Annotated in this window: 13 protein-coding genes; 7 read left to right on the top strand and 6 right to left on the bottom strand. The window is 41.3% G+C overall.

The window, feature by feature from the left end; genetic code table 11:
- Positions 1-197: 197 nt before the first annotated feature.
- From ACFQZJ_RS14820 to fucP, 7 genes are all read left to right on the top strand, one after another.
- On the top strand, positions 198-1,079 hold the full coding sequence (locus tag ACFQZJ_RS14820; protein ID WP_379935634.1) for an AraC family transcriptional regulator: 882 nt from the start codon (positions 198-200) through the stop codon (positions 1,077-1,079).
- A 105-nt stretch (positions 1,080-1,184) separates the two neighbouring features.
- The gene (locus ACFQZJ_RS14825) at positions 1,185-2,504 is read left to right on the top strand and encodes an L-fuconate dehydratase (RefSeq protein WP_379935635.1); all 1,320 of its coding nucleotides are present in this window, start codon (positions 1,185-1,187) and stop codon (positions 2,502-2,504) included.
- A gap of 1 nt (position 2,505) precedes the next feature.
- Positions 2,506-3,279 carry an SDR family NAD(P)-dependent oxidoreductase gene (locus ACFQZJ_RS14830; RefSeq protein ID WP_379935637.1) on the top strand — a complete coding sequence of 258 codons (774 nt, stop codon included), beginning with the start codon at positions 2,506-2,508 and terminating at the stop codon, positions 3,277-3,279.
- Between the two features lie 11 nt (positions 3,280-3,290).
- Complete coding sequence (locus tag ACFQZJ_RS14835; RefSeq protein ID WP_379935638.1) at positions 3,291-4,148, top strand: fumarylacetoacetate hydrolase family protein; 858 nt, start codon at positions 3,291-3,293, stop codon at positions 4,146-4,148.
- Positions 4,145-4,975, top strand: coding sequence for an amidohydrolase family protein (locus ACFQZJ_RS14840; protein WP_379935640.1), 831 nt, complete (start codon positions 4,145-4,147; stop codon positions 4,973-4,975). The genes ACFQZJ_RS14835 and ACFQZJ_RS14840 overlap by 4 nt, the downstream gene beginning before the upstream one ends.
- A gap of 730 nt (positions 4,976-5,705) precedes the next feature.
- Positions 5,706-6,485, top strand: a complete 780-nt coding sequence (locus ACFQZJ_RS14845) for an SDR family oxidoreductase (RefSeq protein ID WP_379935641.1) — start codon at positions 5,706-5,708, stop codon at positions 6,483-6,485.
- Between the two features lie 15 nt (positions 6,486-6,500).
- Entirely contained in the window at positions 6,501-7,811 is a 1,311-nt protein-coding gene (gene fucP, locus ACFQZJ_RS14850; protein ID WP_379935643.1) for an L-fucose:H+ symporter permease, read from the top strand.
- Between the two features lie 205 nt (positions 7,812-8,016).
- On the opposite strand, the gene ACFQZJ_RS14855 is transcribed toward fucP, so the two are convergent.
- Genes ACFQZJ_RS14855 through ACFQZJ_RS14880 form a run of 6 tightly spaced genes read right to left on the bottom strand, consistent with a single transcriptional unit; the run spans position 8,017 to position 15,222 of the window.
- Positions 8,017-8,199: a CPXCG motif-containing cysteine-rich protein gene (locus ACFQZJ_RS14855; RefSeq protein WP_379935645.1), complete on the bottom strand. Its 183-nt coding sequence runs from the start codon at positions 8,197-8,199 to the stop codon at positions 8,017-8,019.
- 20 nt (positions 8,200-8,219) lie between these two features.
- The gene (locus tag ACFQZJ_RS14860) at positions 8,220-8,891 is read right to left on the bottom strand and encodes a hypothetical protein (RefSeq protein ID WP_379935646.1); all 672 of its coding nucleotides are present in this window, start codon (positions 8,889-8,891) and stop codon (positions 8,220-8,222) included.
- Positions 8,892-8,926: 35 nt separating this feature from the next.
- On the bottom strand, positions 8,927-10,318 hold the full coding sequence (locus ACFQZJ_RS14865; protein ID WP_379935648.1) for a TolC family protein: 1,392 nt from the start codon (positions 10,316-10,318) through the stop codon (positions 8,927-8,929).
- Positions 10,315-13,617, bottom strand: a complete 3,303-nt coding sequence (locus tag ACFQZJ_RS14870) for an efflux RND transporter permease subunit (protein WP_379935649.1) — start codon at positions 13,615-13,617, stop codon at positions 10,315-10,317. Before ACFQZJ_RS14870 ends, ACFQZJ_RS14865 begins: the two co-directional genes overlap by 4 nt.
- On the bottom strand, positions 13,617-14,747 hold the full coding sequence (locus tag ACFQZJ_RS14875; RefSeq protein ID WP_379935650.1) for an efflux RND transporter periplasmic adaptor subunit: 1,131 nt from the start codon (positions 14,745-14,747) through the stop codon (positions 13,617-13,619). The genes ACFQZJ_RS14870 and ACFQZJ_RS14875 overlap by 1 nt, the downstream gene beginning before the upstream one ends.
- Before the next feature lie 10 nt (positions 14,748-14,757).
- A complete protein-coding gene (locus ACFQZJ_RS14880; RefSeq protein WP_379935651.1) occupies positions 14,758-15,222 on the bottom strand; it encodes a MarR family winged helix-turn-helix transcriptional regulator in 465 nt (154 codons plus the stop codon).
- Positions 15,223-15,322: the final 100 nt, after the last annotated feature.

The raw sequence follows: 15,322 nt of genomic DNA on the forward strand, positions 1-15,322 counted from the left end.
AGTAAAAAAGAAACTTGTTTTATGCGACAACTAGATTTTAAATTGATATTAAATTAGCCATGCTGGCGACCTGTTAAACCCGCCCTGTTTTTTACTTAATTTCACCTCAAGATATACCCGACCTCGTACATAGGGGATCTTGCATTCTTTAAAAGTTTAAGTCACGGCTTACTTTATAATTACGGTACTATTTTTAGATGAATACAACAAATACGAAACTTCACTTACTAAACCGGTCCAGCGTTTCAAATGAGTCCCTAACGGTTTCTCATAATAAACACCCTAACTTTTTAAGGGTATGGCACTTTCATCCAGAGTTTGAGCTTGTTTTAATACTAAAAAGTACTGGAACGCGATTTATTGGAGATAATATTCAAAAATTTGAGGAAGGGGAGGTCGTTCTCATCGGTAAGAACTTGCCCCACATGTGGTTAAACGATGAAGCTTATTTTCAAGGCAATACTACCCTGACAGCCGAAGCTATTGCAGTCCACTTTAAAAGGGAGTTTTTGGGAACAGAATTCTTTCAAATACCGGAAATGAAAAGTATTTCCAGCTTACTGGACCGCGCGGATAGAGGCATTAAATTTCAGGGACTAAAACCCCTTCTCTTGGAGAAGATAAGCAATCTAATAACCTATGATCCTACCTCCCGAATTTATAAAATAATCGAAATTTTAGACCATCTGGCAAAGCATGAAGGGCAAATATTGTTATCCAGTAATAGTTACCTCAATTCTTTTCGCAAAACAGAAAACAAGCGTTTGGATAAGATATATGAGTTCGTATTTCAAAATTTTAATACCCAAATCGGTTCAAGTGATCTGGCCGAAATAGCTGGAATGAATAAATCCGCATTCAGCAGGTTCTTTAAAAAAACCCACAAAAAGACGTTTACCGCATACCTTAACGAAATTCGGGTAGGCTACGCCTCTAGGCTTCTTTTGGAAAACAAGGAGAGTATAACGGAAATTGCATATTTATCCGGCTTTAACAATATTTCCAACTTTAATAGACAGTTTAAAAAAATTCATAGGATATCGCCATCATCCTATTTGAAAATTCAAAAGCAAAAATAATGCAACATCCGCACCTTAATGGCAAAAAAAGTACCAGTACCGGTATCTTTTGATTTAGTTTTTTCAACAAATGATGTATAATTTTGTTCATCTAATTCAGTTTGCATGTCACAACCTATTATTATAACGGATATTGTAACACGGGATATTCGTTTTCCTACCAGTAAATCGCTTGATGGATCGGACGCTATGAATCCAGATCCAGACTACTCAGCTGCGTATGTAATATTAAAGACCAATAGCCAAAAAGGTATAGAGGGTCACGGACTCACCTTTACGATAGGTAGAGGCAATGAGCTTTGTGTACAGGCTATAGCATCATTATCCTATTTGATCAAGGGCAAGACCTTAGAGAGTTTTACCTCGGATATGGGGGGCTTTTGGAAAATGATAACAGGTGATAGCCAATTACGCTGGTTGGGGCCGGAAAAAGGAGTTATCCATTTGGCAACCGGCGCTTTGGTTAATGCGGTATGGGATCTTTATGCAAAAGTTGAAGGCAAGCCCTTATGGCGATTGTTGGCCGATATGTCTCCCGAACAGCTTATTTCCTGTATAGATTTTACATATATCACCGATGCCATAACCCCTAAAGAAGCACTGGAACTAGTAAAGAAAAACGAAGCGGGAAAAACGAAGCGTATTTCATACCTAATGAAGAATGGTTATCCTGCGTATACAACTTCCGCGGGTTGGTTGGGCTACCCCGATGAAAAGATGAGACTGCTATGCAAAGAGGCCAAAAAAAATGGTTTTAAGTATATGAAAATCAAGGTAGGTTCAGACTTGAACGATGATATGCGAAGGGCAGCTATAATTAGGGAAGAAATAGGGCAAGATCTCAAATTAATGATGGATGCCAATCAAAAATGGGATGTGGACGAAGCTATAACCAACATGGATTCGTTAAAGCAATTTGATCCTTGGTGGATCGAGGAGCCCACCAGCCCAGATGACATTTTAGGCCACGCCAAGATAGCTAAGGCGGTTTATCCGATCAAAGTAGCTACAGGGGAGCATTGCCAAAATAGAGTGGTTTTTAAACAATTAATGCAGGCCAATGCCATAGGTATTTGTCAAATAGACAGTTGCAGGGTGGGCGGCGTTAATGAGATATTGGCCATCTTGCTTATGGCGGCCAAATTTAAGATACCAGTTTGCCCGCATGCCGGGGGGGTGGGTCTTTGTGAGTATGTTCAGCATCTATCTATGATCGATTATATTGCAATAAGTGGCTCCCTAGAAGATAGGGTCATTGAATACGTAGATCATCTACATGAACACTTTTATGATCCGGTAGTCATTAAAGAAGGGGCTTACATGCCCCCGGAACTTGCAGGCTACAGTATTACGATGAAAGAAAAATCCTTGGAAACCTACCTGTTCCCCAACGGCACGTATTGGTATAACGAAAAAAACAGCTAACATGAAATTTAGTTTAAAGAACAAAACGGTATTGGTCACCGGTGGAGGCAGCGGAATTGGAAAGGCAATTTCCAAGGTGTTTGCCTCCCAAGGAGCCCATGTGCACATTTTGGAATTAGATCCCGCTAATGCAAAAGACACCCTAGCGGAAATTGAAAAAGCCGGCGGTTCGTCAGAAAGCCACGAATGCAATGTTGCCGATCAACAAGGGGTGAACAAAGTGGTAGAAACAATACTTAAATCGGGAAAGATCGATATTTTGGTAAACAATGCCGGTATTGCCCACATCGGAAATATTGAGAACACTTCGGAAACCGACATGGACAAAGTCTACGATGTAAATGTTAAAGGTGTGTACAATTGTATCTTGGCGGTCATTCCCGGAATGAAAGAAACAGGCGGCGTTATTTTAAATATGGCCTCGATCGCTTCTTCGGTCGGGATTTCGGACCGGTTCGCCTATTCCATGAGCAAAGGCGCTGTTCTTACCATGACCTACTCCATAGCAAAAGACTATGTATCGCACGGTATTCGGTGCAACAGCATTTCACCTGCGCGCATCCACACCCCTTTTGTAGATGGATTCATAAAGGCAAACTACCCGGACAACCAAGCGGAAATGTTCGCAAACCTTTCCAAGACTCAACCTATTGGCCGCATGGGCACGCCCAAAGAGGTAGCCGATCTTGCACTATATTTATGTTCGGACGAAGCTTCCTTTATCACCGGATCGGATTTCCCGATCGATGGTGGGTTTATTAAACTCAATAGTTAAACAATAATAGTATGAAACTGATACGATTTGGAACAACCGGAAATGAAAAACCAGGGATTCAATTGGCCGATGATACTTGGATTGATATCTCTGCTTTCGGAACAGATTATGATGAAGATTTTTTTGGAAATGGCGGACTGGACAAACTTGAGCAATGGTTAAAAACCAACCAAGACAAGTGCCCCAAAGTAGATAAAAAAACACGTTTAGGACCACCTTTAACAAGACCTTCTAAAATTGTTTGTGTAGGACTGAACTATGCACAGCATGCAGCCGAAAGCGGCATGGCAGTTCCCAAACAGCCCGTATTGTTCTTTAAGGCTACTTCGGCTATTGTGGGGCCCAACGATGATTTAATACTTCCAAAAGGCAGCGAAAAAACAGACTGGGAGGTAGAACTGGGCATTGTAATAGGCAAAAAGGCTTCCTATGTTTCGGAAACGGATGCAGTTGATCATATTGCAGGTTATGTTTTGCATAACGATTATAGCGAACGCGAATTTCAATTGGAAAAGGAAGGACAATGGTGCAAAGGAAAAAGCTGCGATACGTTTGCCCCCATTGGCCCTTTTATAGCTACAAAAGATGAAGTAACAGACCCTAACAACGTAGACCTTTGGTTAAAACTTAACGGGGAAACAGTGCAAAACAGCAATACCTCGGATTTTATTTTCAACGTACAGGAAGTAGTAAGCTATATTAGTCAATATATGACCCTGCTCCCCGGGGACATCATCTCCACCGGAACACCATTTGGAGTAGGTTTAGGTTTTAACCCACCAAAATATTTAAAACCGGGCGATGTTGTGGAATTGGGCATAGAAGGTTTGGGAACTTCTAAGCAACAGGTTAAAGCTTACCAAAAATGAGATTGGATAGTCATCAGCATTTTTGGAATTACAACGCCAAAAGGCACAGTTGGATGGATGAAACTATGCTACCACTGCGAAAGGATTTTATGCCAAACGACTTAAAACCGCTATTGCAAGCGCGGAAAATTGATGGCTGTATAGCTGTACAGGTAGACCAGACCGAAGCCGAAACATCTTTTTTGCTGGATTTAGCTGCAGAACATGAATTTATAAAAGGTATTGTAGGCTGGTTGGATCTGCGTTCTGACACCATAGAGGAACGCTTGCACCATTTTGTTAAAAACCCGTACTTAAAAGGGATTAGGCATATCTTACAAAGTGAACCGGACGATTTTGTATTGGGCAAGACCTTCTGTAACGGTATTGCCAAATTGGAACAGTTTTCGCTCACGTACGATATTTTAATATTTCCCCAACAATTAAAGAACACCATTTCATTTATAGAGAAATTTCCAGATCAAAAATTCGTTTTAAACCACCTGGCCAAACCAGATATAAAGTCTCAAAAAATTAAGGAATGGGAAAAAGAGTTACAGATACTGGCCCAACATCCAAATGTATACTGTAAAGTTTCGGGAATGGTTACCGAGGCGGATTGGTCAAATTGGAATGAAGACGATTTTAAACCGTACATGGATGTCGTTTTCGGAGCTTTCGGCACCCATAGAACAATGTACGGATCGGATTGGCCAGTATGCCTTTTAGCCAGCGGATACGAAGGGGTTTTTACTATTGTAAACAATTATATTACACAATTTACCAGAGAGGAACAGTTGAGGATAATGGGTGGGAATGCTGTGGATTTCTATGACCTACCTAGCTAAAACCTAAAACAAATTATTTGTTTTTTTAGTTGTGTATGTAAGCTTATCAAGAACAAAAATCAACTTCCTTGAAATAAAACATTGATTTCCGAATCTCGATGTCTTATTACAAATTAGGGAATACTAATAGTAGACACTGAAGTGATTTAAACTTTTCGCGTTCAAGCGAAAATTAGTGATTTTTTGAACATTTGAAGACTTTTTTGAGTTGCATAGCATCGCTACGGATGGAAAAAAAAGATAAAAAATGAGCGAAAAAGAGCAATTTTTTAGCGAACGGAAAAAGTTTTAATGACTTCACTAAAAAGAAACCTAGTTGCGAAAACTATTCTCTTCCTGTGTTTGTTATCAACACAAAATACACCGGTATTCTGGTCCCAATTTTTGACATGTTACTAGGAATAGATAAATTGTAAGACTTTCTTGTACTATTCGATTTTAAAACTTAAAAGTCTTCGTCACGGTTTTTAAGCGGTTTTGATTCTGTACAACCAAAAGAAACATGTAGCCAGAAACTTGATACAAGGGATGCATAATCATCACATACCGGAGCTAAACTCGAAATAAGAGAAATCCGGGCAGTCCCTATCCGAATTGATAAATTTAGTTTCAATGCATTCAGTAGACTAGAACATGAACAGGATATTGTTTAAAACCTCTCATTTCAGAATAAGTTCTATTCGACTTGATGAACAACCAAAATATAAAAGGGATAAAAAACGATACTAAAATGGATCTAAAATTAAAAGACAAGGTTATTATTGTTACGGGAGGGGCTGCGGGAATTGGGAAAGGTATTAGTATTTCTCTAGCAAAAGAAGGTGCCATCCCGTTTATAATAGAACGAAATAAAACCGATATTAAGGATACTATTTCCGAAATTAAAAAGCAAGGAGGCCAAGCAGCATTTGCCCATGCCGAACTAACCAAACCAGAAGAATGTAAAAATGCCATAAACGAATGTATACTTCGTTTTGGACGTATAGATGGCCTAGTAAACAATGCAGGGGTAAATGATTCGATAGGATTGGAAAATGGCAACTATGAAGATTTCACGACTTCTATTCATAGAAATCTGACCCATTATTACATGATGGCCCATTATGCCCTGCCTGAACTCAAAAAAAGTAAAGGCCCAATTTTGAACATCGGCTCAAAAACATCCTTTACCGGACAGGGAGGAACCTCGGGGTACGCCGCGGCGAACGGGGGCAGGAACGCGTTAACCCGTGAGTGGGCGGTAGAACTTCTACCCTATACTATAAGGGTAAATGCGCTGATCATTGCAGAGTGTTTTACGCCCTTATACAAAAGATGGATTGCTACTTTTGATAATCCAGAAAAAAGATTGGACGAAATCAACAATAGGATTCCCTTTGAACGAAGAATGACAACGGTTGAAGAAATTGCGGATATGGCAGTGTTTCTACTTTCCGAAAAATCATCACATACCACAGGTCAACTCATATTTGTTGACGGTGGTTACACCCACTTGGACAGGTCTATATAAACTAACCGTACGGTCATGGAAAAGAGAAGAAAAATACCGGTAGTACCCAAAAAAGTTATCATCCCCTTTATTTTAATCACATCTTTGTTTACCCTATGGGGATTTGCCAACGCCGTAACAGACCCAATGGTACAGGCGTTTAAAAAAGTATTGGAACTCAGCAACGTTCAAGCTTCATGGGTTCAAATGGCATTCTACGGAGGTTACTTTTGTATGGCATTGCCAGCTGCGCTATTTGTTCGGAAATACTCCTACAAGGTAGGCATACTTCTTGGTCTGGCACTTTATGCCGTGGGAGCACTGTTGTTTTACCCAGCGGCAATAACAGAGCAGTTCTGGTTTTTTTGTCTAGGCCTGTACATATTGACTTTTGGACTTGCATTTTTGGAAACTACCGCCAACCCTTATATTTTGGCAATGGGAGACCCTAAAACAGCTACACAACGCCTAAATCTAGCTCAGGCGTTTAACCCGGTTGGGCTGATACTAGGGCTTTTGGTAGCACAACAGTTCGTTCTTAAGCGGCTTCAGTCAGATGATATAGAAAATTATTCTGAACTGGCAGAAGCTAAAAAGGCACTGATCCGCACCTCCGATTTGGTCGTAATTCGAGACCCTTATGTGATTTTGGGGCTAGTGATTATAGGAGTATTCATTCTTATAGTTGCCAATAAAATGCCTCAGACCAAAGGAGAAGGAGCTATTCCTAGTATAGGCAGAACCTTCTCCTCCTTATTTACCAATAAAAAATATATACTCGGTGTTGTGGCACAAATATTTTATGTAGGCGCACAGATTATGTGCTGGACGTATATCTATCAATATGCAGAGGGTATAGAAATAGATAGTGACATAGCCGCCAATTACCAGTTCGTAGCCTTCCTTCTATTTCTGATAGGCCGTGGAATCGGCACCTATTTACTTCGCTTTGTCCCCTCTGGAAAGTTGTTGATGTACTTTGCCATTACCGCGGGCGTTTGCACTTTGGGAACAATTTTCCTTCAAAGTGTTTTTGGCCTGTATTGTTTGGTAGGTGTTTCGTTCTGTATGTCATTAATGTTCCCTACAATTTATGGTGTAGCCTTGGAAGGGCTAAACGAGGAAGAATCCAAAATTGGTGCTGCAGGATTGGTCATGGCGATCGTAGGAGGAGCTTTTATGCCAGGCTTACAAGGGCTGATTATCGATGCCGGCGGAACCGGGGTTAACGACACCAAAATCCTGGGAGTTGCTGAAGTAAATTTTTCTTTTATCCTACCCCTTGTTTGTTTCATGTTCATCGCTTTTTATGGCTACAAGGTCTACACGAATTACATGCAAAGGTGAACCTGATGAAGATGACGCCTTTTTGTTTTAAACCCTATCTAAAAATAAGTTGGATTCATACTACCCTTTCTGTTACGTCTTTTGTCGATTCCCAGAAAGAGAACGAAGAATTATAACGCTTGACCTGTAATTTATTACGATGGTGACGATTCGGAACTCCACTCCTGGCCTCATTTTATCAATAAGAAACAAACTACAGCATTCCTTACTGTCCTATGTCAACCGCCTGGAAAGCCGTTAGCTCATCACCTTGAAACTGAACCATGACCTCGATAGGTCTGCAACACACCTCACAATCTTCTATATAGGTTTGTTGGCTTACCGAGCTATCCAATAACATGGAAATCTCTTCCCAACAGTAAGGGCATTGAAAGAAATGTTCGTACATACAACTAGTAGGATTGGGACCTATCCTTGTTTAAGAACACTCGTTAAGCGTTCTATGGTAAGTCTTTGGACAATATTATCGGCATTGGAGTTCAAGATGGTACGCTCCCCAAGTTTTAATATAAGCTCGTCCTCATCCGATTCCAAAAACAACTCGGAGGTCTTTGCTTTGATCTCCTCCAACTTAAGGTCAAAACGTTTCTTTAATGTAATTGTACCAGCGTGATTGGACAAACTAAATCCTGTAAAATCTATAAGTCTTTGGATACCGTTTAAAAATTTGAAACCCAAAAGCACAAGACCCGCCATGGCCAAATTCACCGCTAATGAGAAAACGTTTATCTCCTCACCGTTTACGAACAACGAGACCAAGGAACCCACGCCATAAACACCTAATAAAAATACCAATACACCAAAAATAACGGCAATAACATCTGCAAATATCGCATTGGACGTTCTTGTAACCGTTACACCACCGTTATCCCTAGTTGCGTTAAAACCAAGCTCGTTCAGGTATTCCAAATCGTTTATTTGCGACATCTTTACTTCAATGGCCAGTTCCAAGGCACTTTTATCTACCACTAAACCCCTAGATTCCAGTTCCCAATTTAAACTTAACTGCGACTCAAATGTAAGCATCTGGTACTGCTCCAAAATCTCCAACAATTCCTTTTTTGTTCTATCGCTATACATTTTCAATGTTTTAATACCAATATGTTGTCACTTTCTTATAATTCCACGTTCAATAGTTGCCCGGTGAGCTGCAACAATTGTAACTCGGACAATTTAGCATCGTACTTGGCCAGGTTTTTATTGGTCTGGGCGTTCAACAAATTGATCTGTGCCTGTCTAAACTCTATAGAAGTAATCCTGCCCAACTGAAACTGCTCTCGGGAGCGCTCAAAATTATTTTGATTGGTGAGTACGTTTTGCGCCTGTATTTTATAAATATTCAATCGGTTTTCATAAATCGCCATGGCATTTTTAATGTCCCTATCCACTTCCATCATTACCTGTTTCTTTAACAACTCTTGGTTCTTGTAGGCAATCTTAGCGTTCTTGACCCTAACGGTAGTTCCTCCGCCATCAAAAAGATTCCAAGTTAAGCGCGCCCCAAGGCCAAAACTCCTATCGTTATTTACGTTAACCCCCGGGAAGAAGGCCGATGGTGCATTCTGATTCAAATTCCATCCATAGGAACCCGTAAGATCCAGCGTTGGAAGATAACCGGAAGTACTTACCTTAATATCGTACTCGTTTATTGCCAAATTTCGGTCGGTCTGCAGAATCGCCACATTATTAAGCTTTGCTTCTGCCATAAATTCATCTAGCTTTAACTTGGGAATAAACGTAATTACGGTATCTACCTTAAATACCTCGTTCAAATCTTGGTTCAAGACCACGTTTAAATCACGTTTTGCATTGGCCAATTGCTGATTCGTATTTAGTAGGTTGATGCTATCGTTGGTGACATCGACCTGCGCATTTAAGATATCCAGTTTGGTATTTTGACCATATTCAAAGGCATATTCCGATCTAGTTATCCGTTGTTTGGAAATTTCCAAAGCCTGTTGTTGTACCTTTTTATTCTCTGTTAAGCGTGCAATCTCAAAATACACACTGAATAGCTGTATCATGGTGTTTTCTATAGTTTCGCGCGCCTGAAGAGTACTTAATTGATACTGTTCCTTTAGGCTCTTAAAGGTGTAGAACCTACCAAGGCCATCGAACAGGGTATAATTGGCAACTAAACCTGCATTATAGCGCTGTGCCTCTGCCTTATACAGGCCGGTGTCCGGTCTTGGTACGGGATTTCCAGAGTCGTCCAACAAGTTTGCTCCGGTCTCGGGATCTCTTAGAAACTGCCCGGGAAATTCAAACGTGGAATCGTCCCTTTGGTAATTGGCACCTGCATTTCCCGTTAGGGTAGGTAAAAAACCAGAGTTGAGCACGCTACTGTTGTTTTCTGCAATTTCAACTTGGTTCTTGGCAACTTGTATCCCGAAATTATTTTCCAATGCCTTAATAACGGCTTCTTCTTTAGAAAGCAATTGTTCTTGTGCCATTAATACCGAAAACGGCATTATTAAAAGTATGGCAATTCCTTTTGATCTGATCATTCTATTGTAGTTCCTTCTAATTTTTCAACAGTTTCCTTCCCACTTTCTTCGTATACAGGCAATTCTTTGGTATTCCCATGCGATATATGCAATTGTTTACCTTCCAAATGCAGCCCTTCCTTTTTTTCCTTTATCGCGCGTTCCACTTCCTCTTTGGTAATCTTATAGCCAGACCCAAAGGTCCCGCTCTTGGATTTTAAAATATTGCCAAAGGAGAGGAATAACGGTAAGAGCAATAAGGTAAGTACCGTAGCGATCCCTATACCGTAAGCAATGGAAATGGCCATTGGTTTTAGGAACTGCGCCTGTCTACTGGTCTCCAACATCAAAGGCGCCAAACCTGCAATGGTGGTGATCGAAGTTAGAAATATGGCTCTAAATCTTGATCGACCAGCCTCTAAAATAGCGGCATCAAAGGTCATGCCTTCCCTAAGATTGGTATTGAACCGTCCGATCAATACCAACCCGTCGTTGACCATAATTCCTATTAAGGCAATAATTCCTAAAAGAGACAATACGTTTAAAGGAAAATCGTGGATCCAATGCCCCCAAGATACCGCAATCAAACTAAACGGAACCATAATGAGCAATAAGAGGGGCTGACTGAAACTTCTAAATGTAAACGCAATGGTAATATAAATTAGAAGTAAGACCGATAGCCCTACTACCTTTAAAGAACCCGTAAGCTTGCCAACTTCCCTGTTCTGGCCTTCAAAAGAAGGAGAAACAGTGGGATACTTAGATAGTATTTCCGGTAAAATCACATTTTGTATTTCTGCCATGATATCGGTAGGACTGTCCTTTGGGTTCTTTAAATCCGCGGAAACCTGAATTTCACGCCTACCTTCCAATCTATTGATGGCTACATCTCCGCGTTCAATACTATATTCCGCAATTTCCTTTAAAGGAACACGACTGCCGCTTGGGGTAACGATACGCATTTCGTCCAAGTCCGAAATAGAGGAGCGATTTTCCCTGTCATAACGAACCCAAACGCGAATTTCATCTTGAGAACGCTGAAAACGCTGAGCCTGGGTTCCAAAAAATCCGGCACGAACTTGGTTCATTACATTTCTTAGGTCCAGACCTAGAAGGTAAGCGTTATCCCTAAGCTCCAGCCTTATTTCCTTGATACCTGCAGGGTCGTTATCCGCTATGTCCTTTAACGCAGCGTTATTCTCCAAGGCTGTTTTGAGTTCCTTTTTGGCAGCTTTCAACTCGGTAATATTGTTTCCCAGTAACGAAACAGATACAGGAGAACCACCAAAATTACCGCCAGAACCGTATATGAGACTCTCTACACCTACTACCGGCCCCATGAGTTCCTCGAGCCTTCCCGTAACCATATCGGCAGCGATTTCATCTGGCCTTTCTTCCCCTGGCAACAAATTAATCGTCAAAGTTGCCGTGGCCGAACCAGGGCCCGCCCTACGTATCATGTTCTCAAAAAGTACTTTATCGGTCCCTTTAAAATATTTTTCCGTCAGTTCCTGATTTACGATTTCGGCCTTTTCCTCTATAAGGCTAATGATAGAATCCGTAACCCTTTCGTTGGTGCCATTTGGCATTTGTAGTTCTACCTGCACTCGATCACTGGCAATTCTGGGAAAGAAAGCCGTTCTTATGATTCCTCCTCCAACAGACCCCAAGGTTAAAATCAGTGCCGCCATAAAGAAACTAAAGGTCAGAATCTTGTTTCGTAACGCAAACAAAATTGCGGGAGTATATAATTTGTCCCGCATCCAGGACATGAACTTGTCGCCGGATTCGTTAAATACCCTCAATTTGGCAAAGGCCTTGCCCATTCCCTTTTTTGGTTTGTCGTCCGCGGGTTGTAGTGCTTTGGAATGCGCCAAGTGCGCGGGCAATATAATCAATGCCTCTATCAACGAAACCGCCAAGGTAAGAATTACGATTACGGACACTTCTCCAAAGAACTCACCAATTCTACTGTCCAAAAACAAGAAGATAGAAAATGCCAAAATAGTTGTCATAATCGCCGATATAATAGGAGGCAGCACTTCCATAGTACCGTCTACGGCCGCCTGCACCGGACTCTTACCTTTTTCGTAATGTTGGTAAATGTTCTCCGCAATTACGATACCGTCATCCACTAAAATCCCAATAACGATAATCATCCCAAAGAGGGACAACACATTTATGGTAACATCAAAATACCCTGCAAACACAAACATTCCTAGAAAAGCTACCGGAAGTCCAAAAGCCACCCAAAAAGCTAGCCTTGTATTTAAGAAAAGGGATAAAAATATCAAGACCAAGAGCATACCCATGATAGCGTTCTCGGTCAACAATTGGGTTCGCTGCACCAAGGTTGTGGACAGGTCCGAAACCACATCCAACTGAACGTTGTTGTACTTCTCATTAAACTCGGCTACGTATTCCTTTACCTTTTCCGCGGAACTTACCAAATCTTCCGTATTGGTGCTCGTAATGGTCGTATTTACGGAAAGGTTGCCATTAAAATAGGAGGCATCCGGGGACTCTGCGAAACGATCCCGTATTTCTGCCACGTCCTTTAAACGTATGGTACTCCCGGAGACATCTGCCCTAACGATCAAATTCGAGAGCTCATCTCCGTAATAAGACCTATTGTTGGCCCTAATGAGGTACTCCTCCGCATCGGTCTTAATGGTACCACCAGTAACAAGGATATTGGCGTTACCGACCGCTTGGGCAACTTCTGTAAACGAAATTCCGTAGGCCAAAAGATCGTTCTCGTTTACGGCTATTTCTATTTCCTCCTGCGGATAACCGGTTATCGCTATTTGTGAAATACCATCAATGGCCCTGAGGTCGTTTTCTATCTGACGCCCCACACTTTTTAAGGTAGCCAGTGGAATATCGGCTCCACTTATGGCAAAACTGATCGTTTGCCTTACAGACTCCAGCTTGGATACGATCAATGGCTCCATACCCGTAGGAAAGGTCGGAACACGATCCACGGCATTCTTTACCTCCAAGAGCATAAAGTCTATATCCCTACCTTTTTCTATCTCCACGTTTATACTACCGCTATTCTCCCGTGATGTAGAGGTTACCCGATCTACACCTTCCAGTCCCTTTAGGTTATCCTCAATCTTTAAAACGATACCTTCTTCTACCTCTTGCGGCGATGCGCCAGGGTACGCGATACTAACGGATATGTTCTTAGAATCTGTAAGTGGAAAAAACGATGACTTTAAGGACTTGGCCCCAACGATTCCAAAGATCGCGAACGCAATAATAATGACGTTTACGGCAACATGGTAACGAATAAAATATTCAATTAATTTTCGCATTATTCCTGGGTGTTTTCCGGTTGATCGGTGAACTCTTTAACCGCCATTCCCGTATAGGCACCAATAAGCGGTTTGGACATTATGGTTGTGCCGTTAGGTACATTTTTCAACACTACGGTTTTGTTGGAAAAATAGACCGGATTTACGCTAATGACGTCTAAAACCGAATCGCGGACGACAAAAATTTGATCTCCTTCCAACAATAAATTCCGATCTATTTCAATAGCGTTCTCCTCCGTTTTTGCATCTAGGTTAGCCTCCAGATACATCCCTTCCTTTAAATTTTCATCACTTACTTCAATAAAGGCTTTTATGGTTTGGGTAGCTTGATCCACCCTGCCGTTGATACGCGCCACTTTTCCTTTGTATATTTTAGGGTCGTCCAAGGTAGTAAGTGCAACATTCTCCCCTACTTTTAACAAGTCCGAATAGGTCTTACTTACGGCAACTTCTAGTTCGTACACCCCTGGATTGATAAACTCACCCAGCTTTTGTCCGGCACGTACCAAGGAGCCCTCAGTGACCGAAGCCTCGGTTAGGACACCGGTAAAGGGTGCCGTTATCCTATATTTGGACAAGCGTTGCTCCAAATTTTTTACGTTGTAATAACTCGTAAGGATACCACGACCAGAGATAAAGAAACGCTCGTTCTCCGAAGGCATTTCGGGCAAGGCCGGTGTACTTTTCGCCATATCAAATCCATTAAGGTAAGCTTGCCATTTTGGAAATATTTCCGGGTAATCCAAACGAAGGTCCGGCATAATGGAAGTTAGTTCATTGTAAAGGTTGCTTTTGGCCGATTGAACCGATGCGGCATACTCGGATGCATCTATTCGTATGATCGTCTCGCCACTGTTATAGGTCTGCCCTTCTTTAAAAAGCTTGCTACCCCGATTAAAAACACCTTGTACCTCGGTAAAAAGCTCAACTTTTTGCTTGGCGTTAAGGTTACCATTGGCGGTGACGACTATAGGTACGGTGCCATTCTCCACAACTTCGGTAAAGACAGTTTTAACAACTTTACCGGCCTTGGGCCTAAAGCTCTTTTTACTGTCCACGATCCCTTTTGCCATAAAAAATGACCCTACAATAAGAAGGATACCTAAGACGGATAAAATAATATTTCTCATGCTTGGATAATTATTTGGATTCTTGTTTTGTTTTGAAATTTTGTTGGATCTTTTTAAGGTTCTCTATCATCATAGTTTTATGCTCCGCATTGATGCCGTGTTCCATTATATCGATTATACCTTGAATTACGGGTCTTGTCCTTTCGAATATGGCCGCTCCCTCCAAGGTGATAAAAACTTCGTTATTACGCTTATCTTCTTCACTCTGAACCCTTAGGATATAATTCTTGACTTCCATTTTAGAAAGCAACCGAGCTAGGGAAGATTTATCCCTAAACGTAAGACAAGCTAATTCATTCTGGTTGATCCCGTCCTGACCGTGCAAGGTCTTAAGAACGATCATCTGCTCCTTGGTAAGATCCAATCCATGCGCGTCAAAGGCCTCCTGTAGATGGTGGTCCACGACTTTTACCGTCCTTCCCAACCAAGGACCTATAGAAGTTTCAAAATCTATTTCAAAATCTGTTTTTAACACGCAGCGAAACTAGGAAAAAAAGCCATTGGTTGCAGCTGCAACCAATGTTAAACTAATCACAAATTATCCAAAACTTATAATCATATACAAACAAAAAAGG

This window comes from Maribacter chungangensis, from assembly GCF_042676845.1.
GTDB lineage: Bacteria > Bacteroidota > Bacteroidia > Flavobacteriales > Flavobacteriaceae > Maribacter > Maribacter chungangensis.